General features: G+C 47.8%; 15 protein-coding genes, 1 tRNA gene and 2 pseudogenes. 11 read left to right on the top strand and 7 right to left on the bottom strand.

All coding sequences use genetic code 11. The features are described from left to right. Positions 1 to 41 precede the first annotated feature (41 nt). The 7 genes and pseudogenes from tssM to BEB42_RS26905 all read left to right on the top strand — a co-directional run bounded on the left by tssM (position 42) and on the right by BEB42_RS26905 (position 7,064). A complete protein-coding gene (tssM, locus tag BEB42_RS24420; RefSeq protein ID WP_123058325.1) occupies positions 42 to 3,476 on the top strand; it encodes a type VI secretion system membrane subunit TssM in 3,435 nt (1,144 codons plus the stop codon). A gap of 10 nt (positions 3,477 to 3,486) precedes the next feature. Next, positions 3,487 to 4,897: pseudogene (locus tag BEB42_RS24425) on the top strand (VasL domain-containing protein). Beyond that, positions 4,863 to 5,342 (top strand): Hcp family type VI secretion system effector, encoded by a 480-nt coding sequence (locus tag BEB42_RS24430; RefSeq protein WP_001284959.1) that lies wholly within the window; start codon positions 4,863 to 4,865, stop codon positions 5,340 to 5,342. The pseudogene BEB42_RS24425 and the gene BEB42_RS24430 overlap by 35 nt, the downstream one beginning before the upstream one ends. A 20-nt stretch (positions 5,343 to 5,362) precedes the next feature. Continuing rightward, positions 5,363 to 5,581 (top strand): annotated as a pseudogene (locus BEB42_RS26900) (hypothetical protein); the annotation flags it as partial. 81 nt (positions 5,582 to 5,662) lie between these two features. Then, positions 5,663 to 6,259, top strand: a complete 597-nt coding sequence (locus tag BEB42_RS24440; protein WP_024218670.1) for a hypothetical protein — start codon at positions 5,663 to 5,665, stop codon at positions 6,257 to 6,259. A gap of 2 nt (positions 6,260 to 6,261) precedes the next feature. After that, positions 6,262 to 6,711, top strand: a complete 450-nt coding sequence (locus BEB42_RS24445; protein ID WP_000516538.1) for a DUF1311 domain-containing protein — start codon at positions 6,262 to 6,264, stop codon at positions 6,709 to 6,711. After that, entirely contained in the window at positions 6,708 to 7,064 is a 357-nt protein-coding gene (locus BEB42_RS26905; protein WP_050541475.1) for a hypothetical protein, read from the top strand. Before BEB42_RS24445 ends, BEB42_RS26905 begins: the two co-directional genes overlap by 4 nt. A gap of 126 nt (positions 7,065 to 7,190) precedes the next feature. Here the strand turns inward: BEB42_RS26905 and BEB42_RS24455 are convergent, their stop codons facing one another. The 3 genes from BEB42_RS24455 to dnaQ form a co-directional block, all read right to left on the bottom strand. Beyond that, positions 7,191 to 7,991: a hypothetical protein gene (locus BEB42_RS24455; protein WP_001086161.1), complete on the bottom strand. Its 801-nt coding sequence runs from the start codon at positions 7,989 to 7,991 to the stop codon at positions 7,191 to 7,193. Positions 7,992 to 8,316: 325 nt separating this feature from the next. Further along, a tRNA-Asp gene (locus BEB42_RS24460) sits at positions 8,317 to 8,393 on the bottom strand. 132 nt (positions 8,394 to 8,525) lie between these two features. Next, positions 8,526 to 9,257, bottom strand: a complete 732-nt coding sequence (gene dnaQ, locus BEB42_RS24470; protein ID WP_001353444.1) for a DNA polymerase III subunit epsilon — start codon at positions 9,255 to 9,257, stop codon at positions 8,526 to 8,528. Between the two features lie 64 nt (positions 9,258 to 9,321). On the opposite strand from dnaQ, the gene rnhA reads away from it, so the two are divergent. Further along, entirely contained in the window at positions 9,322 to 9,789 is a 468-nt protein-coding gene (gene rnhA / locus BEB42_RS24475) for a ribonuclease HI (protein WP_000917883.1), read from the top strand. Here the strand turns inward: rnhA and BEB42_RS24480 are convergent. After that, a complete protein-coding gene (locus BEB42_RS24480; RefSeq protein ID WP_001353445.1) occupies positions 9,786 to 10,508 on the bottom strand; it encodes a class I SAM-dependent methyltransferase in 723 nt (240 codons plus the stop codon). The genes rnhA and BEB42_RS24480 overlap by 4 nt on opposite strands. A gap of 33 nt (positions 10,509 to 10,541) precedes the next feature. Between BEB42_RS24480 and gloB the strand changes: the two genes are divergently transcribed. After that, a complete protein-coding gene (gene gloB, locus BEB42_RS24485) occupies positions 10,542 to 11,297 on the top strand; it encodes a hydroxyacylglutathione hydrolase (RefSeq protein WP_001052731.1) in 756 nt (251 codons plus the stop codon). Between the two features lie 71 nt (positions 11,298 to 11,368). Further along, a complete protein-coding gene (mltD, locus tag BEB42_RS24490; RefSeq protein WP_000644685.1) occupies positions 11,369 to 12,727 on the top strand; it encodes a murein transglycosylase D in 1,359 nt (452 codons plus the stop codon). Between the two features lie 47 nt (positions 12,728 to 12,774). On the opposite strand, the gene BEB42_RS24495 is transcribed toward mltD, so the two are convergent. Both BEB42_RS24495 and BEB42_RS24500 read right to left on the bottom strand, forming a co-directional pair. Beyond that, positions 12,775 to 13,545, bottom strand: a complete 771-nt coding sequence (locus tag BEB42_RS24495; protein ID WP_000211704.1) for a class I SAM-dependent methyltransferase — start codon at positions 13,543 to 13,545, stop codon at positions 12,775 to 12,777. A 76-nt stretch (positions 13,546 to 13,621) separates the two neighbouring features. After that, entirely contained in the window at positions 13,622 to 14,422 is an 801-nt protein-coding gene (locus BEB42_RS24500) for an endonuclease/exonuclease/phosphatase family protein (protein WP_001230983.1), read from the bottom strand. Between the two features lie 240 nt (positions 14,423 to 14,662). Here BEB42_RS24500 and yafC point away from each other — a divergent pair, with 240 nt between their 5' ends. After that, a complete protein-coding gene (yafC, locus tag BEB42_RS24505; protein ID WP_000648593.1) occupies positions 14,663 to 15,577 on the top strand; it encodes a DNA-binding transcriptional regulator YafC in 915 nt (304 codons plus the stop codon). On the opposite strand, the gene dkgB is transcribed toward yafC, so the two are convergent. After that, positions 15,574 to 16,377, bottom strand: a complete 804-nt coding sequence (gene dkgB / locus BEB42_RS24510; protein WP_000997055.1) for a 2,5-didehydrogluconate reductase DkgB — start codon at positions 16,375 to 16,377, stop codon at positions 15,574 to 15,576. The two genes, yafC and dkgB, sit on opposite strands and share 4 nt — an antisense overlap. Positions 16,378 to 16,616: the final 239 nt, after the last annotated feature.

Here is a 16,616-nt window from a genome sequence, read left to right on the forward strand (position 1 = left end):
TGCGCCCGGCGATGCCCCGGTTTAAAGTTTCTGCATTCTGGCTGCTGATACTGGCGTGGATTTTCCTGCTGGTATGGATCTGGTGGAAAGGCCCGACATGGACGCTGTATGAAGAGCAGTGGCTCAAACCACTGGCGAACCGCTGGCTGGCAACGGCGGCGTGGGGGATTATTGCCCTGGTGTGGCTTACCGTCCGGGTAATGAAGCGCCTGCAACAGCTTGAAAAAATGCAAAAGCAACAGCGCGAGGAAGCCGTTGATCCGCTCAGTGTGGAACTGAACGCCCAGCAGCGTTACCTCGACCGCTGGCTGCTGCGCCTGCAACGCCATCTCGACAACCGCCGTTTCCTGTGGCAGTTGCCGTGGTATATGGTCATCGGTCCTGTGGGCAGTGGCAAAACGACACTGCTGCGCGAGGGGTTTCCGTCAGACATTATTTATGCCCCGGAGGGCGCGCGCGGCGCAGAACAACGCCTGTACCTCACGCCCCATGTCGGTAAACAGGCGGTGATCTTTGATATCGACGGCACACTCTGCGCTCCCGCTGATGCGGATATCCTGCATCGCCGTCTGTGGGAACATGCCCTCGGCTGGCTGAAGGAAAAGCGCGCGCGCCAGCCGCTGAACGGGATTATTCTGACACTCGATTTACCCGATCTGCTGACCGCAGACAAACGCCGCCGCGAGCATCTGTTACAGACGCTGCGCAGCCGCTTACAGGATATACGCCAGCATCTTCATTGCCAGTTACCGGTTTACGTGGTACTGACCCGGCTTGATTTATTGCAGGGTTTTGCCGCCCTGTTTCAGTCATTGAACAGACAGGATCGCGATGCGATTCTGGGTGTTACGTTCACCCGCCGTGCTCATGAAAATGATGACTGGCGAACAGAGTTGAATGCTTTCTGGCAGACATGGGCGGATCGAATGAATCTGGCGTTGCCGGATCTGATGGTCACCCAGACTCACACCCGCGCGTCTTTATTTAGTTTTTCCCGCCAGATGCAGGGAAGCCGTGAACCGCTGATATCACTGCTGGAGGGTCTGCTTGACGGCGAAAATATGAACGTGATGCTGCGTGGTGTCTATCTCACCTCTTCGCTTCAGCGTGGACAGATGGATGATATATTCACCCAGTCTGCTGCCCGCCAGTACCGACTGGGCAATAACCCACTGGCGTCCTGGCCTCTGGTGGACACCGCGCCTTATTTCGCCCGCAGCCTGTTCCCGCAGGCATTACTCGCAGAGCCTAATCTGGCAACAGAGAGCCGCGCCTGGCTGATGCGTTCCCGTCGCCGCCTGACGGTTTTCTCTGCCACAGGCGGCGTGGCGGCACTGCTGCTCATCACCGGCTGGAATCACTATTACAACGGTAACTATCAGTCCGGCATCACCGTGCTTAAGCAGGCCAAAGCCTTTATGGACGTGCCGCCTCCGCAGGGGGAAGATGACTTTGGTAACCTACAACTGCCGCTGCTGAACCCGGTACGCGATGCCACACTGGCCTATGGCGACTGGGGTGACCGCAGCCGCCTGGCCGATATGGGACTGTACCAGGGGCGACGTATCGGGCCTTATGTGGAACAGACCTATCTGCAACTGCTGGAGCAGCGTTACCTGCCCTCGCTGTTTAACGGGCTGGTCAAAGCGATGAACGCCGCACCGCCGGAGAGTGAGGAAAAACTCGCGGTGCTGCGCGTGATGCGAATGCTGGAGGACAAAAGCGGACGCAACAATGAGGTGGTGAAGCAGTATATGGCAAAACGCTGGAGCGAAAAGTTCCACGGACAGCGCGATATCCAGACACAACTGATGTCCCATCTTGACTACGCGCTGGCTCATACTGACTGGCATGCAGAGCGTCAGGCGGGCGACGGTGATGCCATCAGCCGCTGGACGCCATATGACAAGCCTGTTGCGACAGCACAGAAAGAACTGAGCAAACTGCCTGTCTACCAGCGGGTTTACCAGAGCCTGAAAACGCGGGCGCTGGGCGTTCTTCCTGCTGACCTCAATCTGCGTGACCAGGTAGGGCCAACCTTTGACCAGGTGTTTACATCTGCCGATGATAACAAACTGGTTGTTCCACAGTTTCTTACCCGTTACGGCCTGCAAAGCTATTTTGTAAAACAGCGCGATGAACTGGTTGAACTGACGGCGATGGATTCCTGGGTACTCAACCTCACCCGCAGCGTGAAATACAGTGACGCCGACCGCGCGGAAATCCAGCGCCAGTTGACCGAGCAGTATATCAGCGACTACACCGCCACCTGGCGGGCCGGGATGGACAATCTGAATATCCGCAATTTTGAGTCCATTGGACAACTGACTGGCACTCTGGAGCAGGTTATCAGCGGCGACCAGCCTTTGCAGCGGGCGCTGACCGTGCTGCGTGACAACACCCAGCCAGGCGTCTTTTCTGAAAAACTCTCTGCCAAAGAGCGGGATGAGGCCCTGGCAGAGCCGGATTACCAGTTACTCACCCGCCTCGGGCATGAATTCGCCCCGGAAAACAGTACCCTGACAGTACAGAAAGACAAAGAAAGCACGATGCAGGCCGTATACCAGCAGCTCACCGAGTTACACCGCTACCTGCTGGCAATCCAGAACGCGCCTGTACCAGGGAGATCGGCGCTGAAAGCCGTGCAGTTAAGGCTTGATCAGAACAGCAGCGATCCAATATTCGCCACCCGCCAGATGGCAAAAACACTGCCTGCTCCGCTCAACCGCTGGGTAGGCAGGCTGGCTGACCAGGCCTGGCATGTGGTGATGGTGGAAGCCGTTCACTATATGGAAGTGGACTGGCGCGACAGCGTGGTGAAACCGTTTAACGAGCAACTGGCAAATAACTATCCGTTTAATCCACGTTCTGCACAGGATGCCTCACTGGATGCCTTCGAACGATTCTTTAAACCGGATGGCGTACTGGATACCTTCTACCAGCAGAACCTGAAACTGTTTATCGACAATGATCTGAGCCTGGAAGACGGCGATAACAGCGTCATTATCCGCGAAGATATTATTGCGCAACTGGAAACCGCGCAGAAAATCCGTGACATCTTCTTCAGCAAACAGAACGGCCTGGGAACATCCTTTGCCGTGGAAACGGTATCGCTTTCCGGCAACAAACGCCGCAGCGTACTGAACCTTGACGGCCAGTTAGTCGATTACAGCCAGGGCCGTAACTATACCGCCCATCTGGTCTGGCCTAACAATATGCGCGAAGGCAACGAAAGCAAACTGACGCTGGTTGGTGCCAGCGGCGGCGCACCGCGCAGTATCAGCTTCAGCGGGCCGTGGGCGCAGTTCCGCCTGTTCGGGGCCGGACAACTGACCGGAGTACAGGATGGCAACTTTACCGTGCGCTTTAGCGTGGACGGTGGCGCGATGACCTACCGTGTGCATACCGACACCGAGGATAACCCGTTCAGGGGTGGGTTGTTCAGCCAATTTGGTCTGTCAGACACACTGTACTGAGGAGGCAGGGATGAATAGTAACGTACTGACACAAACTATCGTTACCGGCAGTGACCCGCGCGGGCTGCCGGAATTCAGCGCCATCCGCGAGGAAATAAACAAAGCCAGCCACCCGTCACAGCCTGAGCTGAACTGGAAACTGGTGGAGTCGCTGGCGCTGGCGATTTTTAAAGCTAACGGTGTGGATTTACACACCGCCACCTACTATACGCTTGCACGGACACGGACACAGGGACTGGCGGGCTTTTGCGAAGGTGCGGAACTGCTGGCGGCAATGGTAAGCCACGACTGGGATAAGTTCTGGCCGCAGGGCGGCCCGGCGCGTACTGAAATGCTGGACTGGTTTAACTCCCGAACCGGCAATATTCTGCGTCAGCAAATCTCCTTTGCGGAATCCGACCTACCACTGATCTACCGCACGGAGCGGGCATTGCAGCTTATCTGCGACAAACTCCAGCAGGTAGAGCTGAAGCGCGTTCCGCGCGTGGAGAATCTGCTCTATTTTATGCAGAACACGCGTAAACGGCTTGAACCCCAGCCGAAGAGTAACGCCGAGAACACCTCACAGACTACGGTCAGAACGCTGATTTATGCCCCGGAAACAACGAGTTCCTCCATGCCGGAAGCGGTAGTGCCTCCCCTGCCCGACCTGCCTGAGATGAAAGTGGAAGTGCGCAGTCTGTCAGAAAATCCCCCACAGGCCAGTGTGATGAAGCAAGGCAGTACGGTAAGAGGGTTTATCGCAGGGATCGTCTGTTCAGTGGCTGTCGCCTCAGCATTGTGGTGGTGGCAGGTCTATCCGGTGCAGCAGCAACTGTTACAGGTTAACGACACCGCTCAGGGCGCAGCAACGGTGTGGATGGCCTCACCTGAACTCGAAAACTATGAGCGCAGGCTGCAACAGCTTCTTGGCGTCTCCCCGGTACAACCGCTGGAAACCGGAATGCAGATGATGCGTGTTGCCGACAGTCGCTGGCCGGAAAGCCTGCAACAGCAGCAGGCTACGACACAATGGAATGAAGCACTCAAAACCCGCGCACAGAGTAGCCCACAGTTGCGTGGCTGGTTGCAGACCCGCCAGGACTTACATGCTTTTGCAGATCTCGTGATGCAGCGCGAGAAAGAGGGATTAACCCTTTCCTATATCAAAAATGTCATCTGGCAGGCGGAGCGGGGGCTGGGGCAGGAAACGCCTGTGGAATCTCTGCTGACGCAGTACCAGGATGCCCGTGCGCAGAAGCAGAATACAGATGCGCTGGAAAAACAGATTAACGAGCGGATGGACGGCGTGTTAAGTCGCTGGCTGCTGCTGAAGAATAATACGATACCGACGATAAAAAAAGACATTGAATTTCAATAACATTCATGAATACAAAGGAGCTTTAAATGGCGAATTTAATTTATTTAACACTAAATGGTGATAATCAAGGGCTCATTTCAAGTGGTTGTTCATCACAACCATCCATTGGAAATAAAGCTCAAACAGCACACATTGATCAAATTATGATTTATGAATTCATGCATGGATTAAATCGAGATCAAAACGTCAACCATCATCATTTGACAATAAAAAAACCTATAGATAAAGCATCACCCTTATTAGGCAAAGCAATTTGCGACAATGAATTATTGACATGTGATTTTTCCTTTTATCGTACAAATAAATTTGGAATTAATGAACTGTACTATAAAATCAAATTAACTGGAGCAAAGATAAGCGACATTCATGTCTCTATATCACATATTGTTGTTGATAACAGCGTTCAACCCGAAGAGTCAGTTTCTTTCAGTTATGAGTCAATTATATGGGAGCATTGTTCCGCTGGCACTAGTGCATACAGTTTATGGGAAGATCGTCTTTTTTAAAAATATCTGGGATTATTATAATGGCTAACAATATTTTACACTCTTCAACATCAGACAGTGAAAACAAAAATACAAGCACTGACAGTACGTTATTTAATGAAAAATTCCCATTTCAACTAAGGCAAGATTTCGCATCAAGAATAACAGAAGATGAAAGTGATTTTTTTAAATGGAAAAAAATAAGAGAGTTGGCATTTGTGAGCAATCATAAAGAATGGAATAAATATGACTTATTAATTTTAAAATCTGTTAATGAAATCAACATTCATTTGTCCAGCACTCCATACTTTCAGCCGTTGGATTGGTATATAATAAAAGCCATGCTCTGGACTGAAAACGATGCGGCAAATACTTCTCAGTGGAATGGTTATCCATTACAAATTGGTCGTTTTCGGAAAGATAAAGCGATGCCTGCTTTAATTTCTGGAGAAAAATCCACAGCCCTTGTTACCCCCCCACAATGGAGAAACAAAGCATTCAATGGGTTAAAAGATCCAGAAAGAAATTACTGGGCAAAAGAACAAATAACTGGCTCTCCAGAAGAGAATATCAAAGCAGCAATTACTTACTTAATGATGAAACTTTCTAATACAAAGGAAGAGTCAACTATCGATCAATATGACTCAACTCTATATAGCACCATTGTCCAAAAAGGCGATTTGGCTGACAACATCAGAAAAGAGAGAAAAACGACCATACCTAACTTAACGAAAAACAACCCTGGAAAAAATCTCGATAAAATACACCCGGGAGATATTTTATATTATCAAAAAGCATCCATGAAAGTAATAATTACTGGATGGAAACCTATCACAATAAAAAATGTAGCGATGAATTATAATGGTGGTGGAGATCCCAAGTATGCAATAAAACTTCAGTTCGTTTATACATTGCTCACAAAAAACAGAGTGTTATAAGAATGGGAAAAATAACAATTATTCTACTGCTTACATTCTCATGTACAAAAGGTCTGGCATTTGACATTTCCATGTCTAAAGAATGTAGTGGCGTTGATGAACTTGAATTTGTTGATTGTGTTAAAAACTCATTTATTATGAGCACTATTACACTTAAAAAAGCAGAAGTAAATATAAAAGAGAAAATTAAAAAATGGAATAACGATGAGGACGAAGCAATAAGAAAAGAAGCAGTTATTTCTTTAAAAAGACTAGAATCTTCTAATCGGGAATTTATACGTTACAGATTTGCTCAATGCTCTTTTGCTCTAACCTGGGGGGCCAGAGTAGGACGTCTGGCATTCTCTCGACTATATCCATGCTATACTGAGTTAAACAAAATTAGAGCCATGCAACTAAACAATGCTTTCATTTCAGATTTTCAAAACCCAGATGAGATATCCAGCAAATGATTATTATAAAATTAAGATTAACATTACTATTTATACTGGCCACAATTACATATTCAGTACAATCAGACGAATTCGATGATCAAACCACTTACACGCAATACCGTTATTTTTCCACAGCCATACCAGAAGATATACGTAGATTTATGTTCTACGTAGATTATTGCTTTGTAGATTTAGCATTCGATATCGAAACTGACTCAATGACAGCTAAAAATGATATTATTAATGAATGTACTCCATTAAAAGAAAGAAACAAAACATTAAAAGAAAAATATAAAAAAGATGAAGAGATAATAGCAATTCTTTCCATTGCAGATGATACCATTTTAATTTATGAAGAATTAAAAAAATAACTCACATGCAATTCACTGGCAATATATATTATAATTTTATAAAAAAAATAATATTTACATTATAGAAATACTCAGCTCCTGTTTGCTGCCCGCCCTAAACTACAGGCGGCAGCATAACAATAACGATTACTGGAATCGACTCACCAAGTCTTTCACCATCGATACATATGTTTTTTGTTTCAAATTAAACAGTTGCACTTCCGTAACATGGTCCTTTGATAGTTCTTTATTGCTCGTTTTTGTTATTCCAGCCGGCGGAAAAATTACTCTCGATTCATAATTCACCGGCGACCAGGTAGCCCACTCACCTGTTGCCACATCCACCAGCGTGAAACGTACCAGGTAGCGCAGGGAGATAGTGTCAGTGAGTTTTTCATTTTTATAGTCGGACCATACTGTTGATTTCAGCGCAGAGTCATATTTTCCTGTCTGCAACGTATCATGGTAAACAATAATCGCTTTCTGATGCCCTTTCGCAGCCACAAAACGCAATGCCTGCATCCAGTTCATATTTTCAGCACTGGCAACATCCTCGTTCTCATTTTTATCTTTATTTTTGTTACAAGTCAGAGGCTTTTGCCTGTCCGGGATACCAGAGAATGTGGAAACAGTATAATATTTTCTCATCTCCTCCTGCATAATGGTTTCCGGTGCGCGACTGCCAGACTGGACAAGTATTACGGGAGAATTGAGAGGCACACGAAACTCATCTCCTTCAAGCGCAGCCTGAATATCCTCCTCGGATACAGCCAGAGTGGTTTCATTACCGAATAAATCTTTGTCTGTCAGTTGCGGGGGAATGTTTTTATTAATATTACTTTGTGTAACTTGAGCTTTTTTCTTTTTTTCATCAATAGAAGATTGAGAGGCACATCCTGCAAGCAGCGAGAATAATACACATATGCAACAAACTTTTTTTGAATTCATAATCGGACACTCCCTCGCCTGTCATAATGATTAGAATATTTAGCACTGATAACGGACTCTAATTATATACCCCACTTAAATAATAACAAACAAAATCAACATGAAATATACATTCATTTAGTCAATATAAAATTATTCTCTAAAAATATATTTAAGTTGAATGGTTCGATATCATTATTGAATTTTAATAAATGAGACAACAAGCGAGAGTTACGCACTTACGCCAGAGTAAAATCATTGAACAGAGAAATAGCGGGATTTAAATGCAAAAAACCGCAAAATTAAAAATCTTGCGGTTCTCTGAACTCATTTTCATGAGTAAATTTGGCGGAACGGACGGGACTCGAACCCGCGACCCCCTGCGTGACAGGCAGGTATTCTAACCGACTGAACTACCGCTCCGCGTTGTGTTCCGTTGGGAACGAGGCGAATATTACGGATTGCCTCACCCTTCGTCAACGGTTTTTCTCATCTTTTGAATCGTTTGCTGCAAAAATCGCCCAAGTCGCTATTTTTAGCGCCTTTTACAGGTATTTATGCCCGCCAGAGGCAGCTTCCGCCCTTTTTCTGCACCAGATCGAGACGGGCTTCATGTGCCGCAAGCTCTTCATCTGTCGCAAAAACAACGCGTAACTTACTTGCCTGACGCACAATGCGCTGAATTGTTGTTTCACCTTGTTGCTGTTGTGTCTCTCCTTCCATCGCAAAAGCCATCGACGTTTGACCACCAGTCATCGCCAGATAAACTTCCGCAAGGATCTGGGCATCGAGTAATGCCCCGTGCAGCGTTCGTTTACTGTTATCTATTTCATAACGAGCACATAACGCATCAAGGCTGTTGCGCTTGCCAGGAAACATTTTCCTCGCCACCGCAAGGCTATCTGTGACCTTACAGAAGGTATTGGTCTTCGGAATATCGCGCTTGAGCAACGAAAACTCATAGTCCATAAAGCCGATATCGAACGCTGCGTTATGGATCACGAGCTCCGCGCCGCGAATATAGTTCATGAACTCATCGGCTACTTCGGCAAATGTGGGCTTATCGAGCAAAAACTCATCGGCAATACCATGTACGCCAAAGGCTTCTGGATCCACCAGCCGATCGGGTTTGAGATAAACGTGAAAGTTATTGCCCGTCAGGCGACGGTTCACCACTTCAACGGCACCAATCTCAATGATCTTGTGGCCTTCATAGTGCGCACCAATCTGGTTCATACCGGTGGTTTCGGTATCGAGAACGATCTGGCGTGTAATTGCAGTGCTCATAGCGGTCATTTATGTCAGACTTGTCATTTTACAGTTCGATTCAATTACAGGAAGTCTACCAGAGATGCTTAAACAGGTAGAAATTTTCACCGATGGTTCGTGTCTGGGTAATCCTGGACCCGGGGGTTACGGCGCTATTTTACGCTATCGCGGACGCGAGAAAACCTTTAGCGCTGGCTACACCCGCACCACCAACAACCGTATGGAGTTGATGGCCGCTATTGTCGCGCTGGAGGCGTTAAAAGAACATTGCGAAGTCATTTTGAGTACCGACAGCCAGTATGTCCGCCAGGGGATCACCCAGTGGATCCATAACTGGAAAAAACGTGGCTGGAAAACAGCAGACAAAAAACCAGTAAAAAATGTCGATCTCTGGCAACGTCTTGATGCTGCATTGGGGCAGCATCAAATCAAATGGGAATGGGTTAAAGGCCATGCCGGACACCCGGAAAACGAACGCTGTGATGAACTGGCTCGTGCTGCGGCGATGAATCCCACACTGGAAGATACAGGCTATCAAGTCGAAGTTTAAGCCTGTGGTTTACGACATTGCCGGGTGGCACCAACCGCCTGGCGAATTCGTGGCTTGTTTTTACTCTGTTTCATCGGATTTAGCGTTAAAGGAATAGTCCGTTTCCGGGCAACGATAAGTTGTAAGCAACCAAGCGCAGGAATATGCGCATTCAATAGTTTTCCACCGTGTTTGTTCCACGGGAGAACGTGGAAACGGCTGGCGTGCAGCACTTCAAAATTCAACAAAGAGAGCCAGTCCAGTTGCCGCATCAGAGTAAACATCCGGCTGTTATAGGGCGAGTTTTTTCGCAATACCGGCACAAGTTTGCGCAATCCCATTAAACTGATGGGATTAAAGCCACTAATGACCAGCCAGCCATCATCAATCAATACCCGATCGGTTTCACGCAATAAACGATGCGGATCGGTGCACCACGGCAATGTATGTGCCAGTAGACAAACATCAACGGATTTATCGGCAAAAGGAAGATGAAGTGGGTCCGCCTGCACCTGGACGGGCATTCCTTGCGCAGAAACATTCACTTGATGAGAAACCGCGCACGCTTCGCAATTGATTTCTGCGCTTAAATTGCCAATCTTAAGCAGATGAAAACCATACATTTTAGTGAACCACGGGTTGAGCTGGCGCTCCAGCGCCTTGCGATAAAGCTCTCCCCAGGGCAAATCGCCCCAGCAATCAGGAGCCACGACAGTTTGAGGGACTCTTGCTGGTTTCATCACAACCTTCCGTTTCACACTGAGAGGTAATCTATGAATCTTAACAGTATTCCCGCCTTTGATGACAATTACATCTGGGTTTTGAATGATGAAGCAGGTCGTTGCCTGATTGTCGATCCCGGAGACGCAGAGCCGGTATTAAACGCCATTGCCGCCAATAACTGGCAACCGGAGGCCATATTTCTCACCCACCATCACCACGATCACGTTGGCGGCGTGAAAGAACTGGTGAAAAAGTTTCCGCAAATTGTGGTGTATGGTCCACAAGAGACACAAGATAAGGGAACAACACAGGTAGTCAAAGATGGCGAAACTGCCTTCGTTTTGGGGCATGAATTTAGTGTAATTGCCACACCGGGTCACACTTTAGGACATATCTGTTACTTCAGTAAACCTTATCTATTTTGCGGCGACACGCTGTTTTCTGGTGGGTGTGGTCGGTTGTTTGAAGGGACACCATCACAAATGTATCAATCACTTAAAAAGTTAAGTGCGTTACCTGACGATACATTGGTATGTTGTGCTCATGAATATACGTTATCAAATATGAAGTTTGCTTTGAGTATTCTTCCGCACGATTTGTCCATAAATGATTATTATCGTAAAGTTAAGGAGTTACGGGCAAAAAATCAAATAACACTACCCGTAATTCTGAAAAATGAGCGGCAAATTAATGTTTTTTTAAGAGCGGAAGATATTGATTTAATTAATGTAATTAATGAAGAAACATTATTGCAACAACCTGAAGAGCGTTTTGCATGGTTAAGGTCAAAGAAAGATAGGTTCTGATAAAACTTTCTTGTCATCGGCTCCGTTCGCCGTTATGATCGGTCGTCTTTTAAGCAACTATTGACACACACATGAAGGCAAAAGCGATATTACTCGCCTCTGTCCTGCTCGTGGGTTGCCAGAGTACCGGCAACGTTCAACAGCACGCACAGAGCCTTTCTGCAGCTGGTCAAGGGGAAGCAGCAAAGTTTACAAGTCAGGCACGATGGATGGACGATGGGACGTCTATCGCGCCAGATGGTGACTTGTGGGCTTTCATTGGCGACGAGCTAAAGATGGGAATTCCGGAAAATGACCGGATTCGCGAACAGAAACAGAAATATTTACGCAATAAGAGCTATCTCCACGATGTAACTTTACGGGCAGAGCCGTATATGTACTGGATAGCTGGGCAAGTTAAAAAACGTAACATGCCTATGGAACTGGTACTACTACCCATAGTGGAGAGCGCTTTTGATCCTCACGCGACGTCTGGCGCCAATGCCGCAGGCATCTGGCAGATCATTCCGAGCACGGGGCGCAATTATGGTTTGAAACAGACCCGCAATTATGACGCGCGTCGCGATGTTGTTGCTTCAACGACTGCCGCGCTGAACATGATGCAGCGTCTGAACAAGATGTTTGACGGCGACTGGCTTCTGACCGTAGCGGCTTATAACAGCGGCGAAGGTCGGGTCATGAAGGCAATTAAAACGAACAAAGCGCGTGGGAAATCCACGGACTTCTGGTCGTTACCGTTGCCGCAGGAAACGAAACAGTACGTGCCTAAAATGCTGGCATTGAGTGATATTCTCAAAAACAGCAAGCGTTATGGTGTACGTCTGCCAACGACTGATGAAAGCCGTGCTCTGGCGCGTGTGCACCTGAGCAGCCCGGTTGAAATGGCGAAGGTTGCAGATATGGCGGGAATTTCCGTCAGCAAGCTGAAGACATTCAACGCTGGCGTGAAAGGCTCCACGCTGGGCGCAAGTGGCCCGCAGTACGTGATGGTGCCAAAGAAGCATGCAGATCAACTGCGTGAATCTCTGGCTTCAGGCGAAATTGCTGCTGTACAGTCGACGCTGGTTGCCGACAATACGCCGCTTAACAGCCGTGTTTACACCGTACGCTCTGGCGACACGCTTTCAAGTATCGCTTCACGTCTCGGCGTAAGCACCAAAGATTTGCAGCAGTGGAACAAACTGCGCGGATCTAAGCTGAAGCCAGGCCAAAGTTTGACGATTGGTGCAGGCAGTAGCGCACAGCGGTTGGCAAACAACAGCGATAGCATTACGTATCGTGTGCGCAAAGGCGATTCGCTTTCAAGCATTGCTAAACGCCACGGCGTGAACATCAAAGATGTGATGCGCTGGAACAGCGACACTGCGAATCTGCAACCAGGCGATAAGCTGACGTTGTTTGTGAAAAACAACAACATGCCAGATTCCTGACAAACCAGATAATAAAAAGGCACCGATTCCCCCGGTGCCTTTTTTATTTATGCCGCTTTATGTGCTTCTACCATGATGATATCACTGGTGAAAGAGCCATCATTCTGCAAGGCAAAATACGTTTTCACCTCTGTCGATGCGCTCTGTTGGTAAATGCGAATAGCGTCTACTAACGCTTCTGGCGTACGCATTCTCACGACCCATGAAGAAAATTCCAGCGGTAACTTATCTGTAATTAAATTATCAACTATCAGATTGGCTTCATTGATTAACGTCAACCACTCACCGCTGGCGTAGTTTCGTACGTGTGAGGTATCGCGTAATGCTTCTGCCGTCTGTAACCAGATGTCGCGCACTGGGTGACCCGGAGACATTACGTCCATCACAATCAGCTTACCGCCAGGTTTCAATATCCGATTCACTTCACGCAGTGCTGCACCAACATCATGCCAGTGATGGGCAGAATAACGGCTGATAACAATATCAAATGCGTTATCGGCAAATGGCAGACTTTCGGCATAACCCTGGCGGGTGGTGATATTTTTCAGTTGCCGGGCTTCCGCAGCTTGTGCCACGACATCCAGCATTTGGGCAGATAAGTCATACGCCACCACCGCGCTAACGTTCTGCGCAGCGACAAAGCTGGCATGCCCTGCTCCGCAGCCCATATCAAGTACACTTGCATCAGGATAATCAGCCAGACGCACCGCCAGGCGCTGTAAATCTCGCCCGGATGCATGTACGGTACTGGTTAAATACTCACTGGCCTGCGAGCTAAACTGCTTTTCTACGTGGTCATGGTGGGATTGTGTTGTCATTGCGCTGTCCTTTTATTGTTTGATTAAAAAGGGCAGCGCCAAACGTTGGTCTGCCCTGTGGCAGACCTGACATACCTTATTTATCAGGCTTGCCGGGACTGAATTCAACGAGTAGCGGATTGTGATCGGAAGCGCGCGTAACCAGTACAGAAGCTTCGCTGACGTTCAGACCACGGTAGAAAACAAAATCGAGCGGGCGACCAAACGCCCTACGGCGCTGATCATCGGTAAAACGCACCTGGCGCAGCGACATTTCCCGCGCAAAGCGATATAACGCGTTCATCCTTCTACGGCTCCAGGCATTGAAATCTCCCGCCATAATGACCGGGCCACTGTGGTGAGCTATCTGATCGCCAATTGGAAGTAACTGCTTACTATAAACATCTACGCCCAGACTGAAGTTGACGGCGTGTATATTAACCACCATCAACAGGCGGGTGTCAGGTAATGGATAGACCGTCACCAGTGCCGACTTCGCCAGACGCAAAATAGGTTCTCGTTCACGTAACGGGCAGCAATACACTGGATGCGCCGCCGAAAGGGTCATTACACCGGAAGGATGTTGTGGCAGCACGAAAGCGGGTACCTGATCGGCGGCAAGATAGTTAGCGGTCGCAAACTGTACTAACTCTGGCGTTGTCTGCGCTTCCTGCAATAACACCAGATGTGCATCTTTGCCGTAGTTCTTTAATACCGACAACCATTCAGCGCGTTGCTGTTTGTATATGTTCCACACCAGGATCCGAATACGCTCTTCGGTACTTAACGGTTCTCCAGGTGGTAATGCCTGGCCGATGCTCGCAAAAGACCCCGGCGGTAAGATCCTTTCCGCAGGTTGTCCGGCAACATAGCGCATGGCATAGGTGTTTTTTCGCACTTTTGACTTTGAAACCTCTATTACGTCAACCCTTCCGCACTCGGGAGGGTTCTACTGTTATAGGGATTTTAGCTCACTCTTTCAACGAGCAATTGTATATTGTTATGTAAGCAAGTGCTTACACCGGTCAGAAATTTGCTCATTATTGAGAACATTAAATCGGATGACATATCACGCATCCTGATGGTTTAATGACAAATAAATTCAAAATATCTCATCTATTTTGCAACATGAGCAAAAATGAAAGCCACGTCGGAAGAACTCGCCATTTTTGTTTCGGTCGTCGAAAGCGGCAGCTTTAGCCGGGCAGCGGAACAATTAGGGCAAGCAAACTCAGCGGTAAGCCGGGCGGTGAAAAAGCTGGAGATGAAACTTGGCGTTAGCCTGCTTAATCGGACCACGCGGCAACTTAGCCTGACGGAAGAAGGCGAGCGTTATTTTCGTCGCGTACAGTCAATTTTGCAGGAGATGGCAGCGGCAGAATCAGAAATTATGGAGACGCGTAATACACCGCGTGGACTGTTGCGCATCGATGCCGCAACTCCAGTGGTGCTGCACTTTCTGATGCCGTTAATTAAGCCTTTCCGTGAACGCTATCCGGAAGTTACTTTATCGCTAGTCTCCTCCGAAACGATTATTAATTTGATCGAAAGAAAAGTGGATGTCGCGATACGCGCCGGTACGTTAACGGATTCCAGCTTACGTGCCAGGCCGTTATTTAACAGTTATCGAAAAATTATCGCCTCCACCGATTATATTTCCCGCTATGGGAAGCCAGAAACGCTCGACGATTTAAAGCAACATGTTTGCCTGGGATTCACTGAACCCGCTTCCCTTAATACTTGGCCGATAGCCTGTAGCGATGGACAATTACATGAGGTGAAGTACGGTTTGTCATCCAATAGTGGGGAAACACTGAAACAGCTTTGCCTGAGTGGCAACGGGATTGCGTGTTTGTCCGACTACATGATCGACAGAGAAATCGCTCACGGAGAATTGGTGGAGTTAATGGCAGATAAAGTGTTGCCAGTGGAAATGCCATTTAGTGCAGTCTATTACAGCGACCGTGCGGTAAGTACGCGTATCCGGGCTTTTATCGATTTCCTTAGCGAGCATGTAAAAACAGCTCCCGAAGGAGCTGTCAGAGAGTCTTAATCCCATTCAGGAGCCAGACCTGCCGGGCTAACCAGGCGGTCGTTGCAATCCAGTGCGGCGATCGCTTTTTTATCTTCGGCATCAAGCTGTAAATTTTGTGCCTTAAGATTACTCTCCAGGTTTTCACGTTTAGTAGAAGAAGGAATTACTGAGTAACCTTCCCCCATAGCCCACGCCAGAATCACTTGTGCCGGAGTCGCATTGTGTTTAGCTGCAATACGAGCAATAACCTCATCTTTCAGGGCATTCCCATATGCCAGCGTCATATAGGAAGTAATATGGATGCCGTGCTGTTTAGCCCAATCGACTACTTTACGGTATTGCAGATAAGGAGAGAGTTCAATCTGGTTGGTAGCGATATTTTCAGCGCCAACAGCAGCAATCGCTTTTTCCATCAATGGGATCGTGAAGTTGGAAATACCGATCTCACACGTCAGACCTTGTTTTTTGGCTTCCAGCAGCGCCTGCATAAACTCTTCAACAGAGACTTCATCGTTTGGTGACGGCCAGTGGATTAGCGCCAGATCAACATAATCGGTACGCAATTTTTGCAGACTCTCTTTCAGACTCGGGATCAGTTTGTCTTTGCTGAGATTTTCAATCCAGATTTTAGTGGTGATATAGAGTTCATTACGAGGCACGCCACTTTCTGCAATCGCCTGACCTACTGCGGCTTCGTTATCATAGATTTGTGCGGTATCGATTGCGCGATAACCAAGTTCAAGCGCCGTTTTCACAGATGAAATAACAACGTCGTCTTTCAGACGAAAAGTACCTAAACCAAATGCAGGGATAGCCATAATATGCCTCTTTTGATGCTATGTTCGTTAACTGAGATGATTATGGACTTTAGACTGTTGCGGGAAAAGGGCGTAAAACGCAGAGGATTTTTGCGATTTTGGCAATAATAGAAATACAGACGAAAAAAAAACCTCGAGCGTTAACTCGAGGCTTCTTAATAAGTGGCGGAACGGACGGGACTCGAACCCGCGACCCCCTGCGTGACAGGCAGGTATTCTAACCGACTGAACTACCGCTC

The sequence above is a fragment of the Escherichia sp. MOD1-EC5990 genome (assembly GCF_002965285.1).
Lineage (GTDB): Bacteria > Pseudomonadota > Gammaproteobacteria > Enterobacterales > Enterobacteriaceae > Escherichia > Escherichia coli_F.

Bases quoted from the DNA above. Each gene is read 5' to 3' on its own strand.
- BEB42_RS24445 (WP_000516538.1), top strand. From the start codon at position 6,262: ATGGGAAAAATAACAATTATTCTACTGCTTACATTCTCATGTACAAAA.
- BEB42_RS24480 (WP_001353445.1), bottom strand. From the start codon at position 10,508: ATGAAACCAGCAAGAGTCCCTCAAACTGTCGTGGCTCCTGATTGCTGG.
- mltD (WP_000644685.1), top strand. From the start codon at position 11,369: ATGAAGGCAAAAGCGATATTACTCGCCTCTGTCCTGCTCGTGGGTTGC.
- BEB42_RS24440 (WP_024218670.1), top strand. From the start codon at position 5,663: ATGCTCTGGACTGAAAACGATGCGGCAAATACTTCTCAGTGGAATGGT.
- dkgB (WP_000997055.1), bottom strand. From the start codon at position 16,377: ATGGCTATCCCTGCATTTGGTTTAGGTACTTTTCGTCTGAAAGACGAC.
- BEB42_RS24430 (WP_001284959.1), top strand. From the start codon at position 4,863: ATGGCGAATTTAATTTATTTAACACTAAATGGTGATAATCAAGGGCTC.
- rnhA (WP_000917883.1), top strand. From the start codon at position 9,322: ATGCTTAAACAGGTAGAAATTTTCACCGATGGTTCGTGTCTGGGTAAT.
- gloB (WP_001052731.1), top strand. From the start codon at position 10,542: ATGAATCTTAACAGTATTCCCGCCTTTGATGACAATTACATCTGGGTT.
- BEB42_RS24455 (WP_001086161.1), bottom strand. From the start codon at position 7,991: ATGAATTCAAAAAAAGTTTGTTGCATATGTGTATTATTCTCGCTGCTT.
- BEB42_RS26905 (WP_050541475.1), top strand. From the start codon at position 6,708: ATGATTATTATAAAATTAAGATTAACATTACTATTTATACTGGCCACA.
- dnaQ (WP_001353444.1), bottom strand. From the start codon at position 9,257: ATGAGCACTGCAATTACACGCCAGATCGTTCTCGATACCGAAACCACC.
- BEB42_RS24495 (WP_000211704.1), bottom strand. From the start codon at position 13,545: ATGACAACACAATCCCACCATGACCACGTAGAAAAGCAGTTTAGCTCG.
- yafC (WP_000648593.1), top strand. From the start codon at position 14,663: ATGAAAGCCACGTCGGAAGAACTCGCCATTTTTGTTTCGGTCGTCGAA.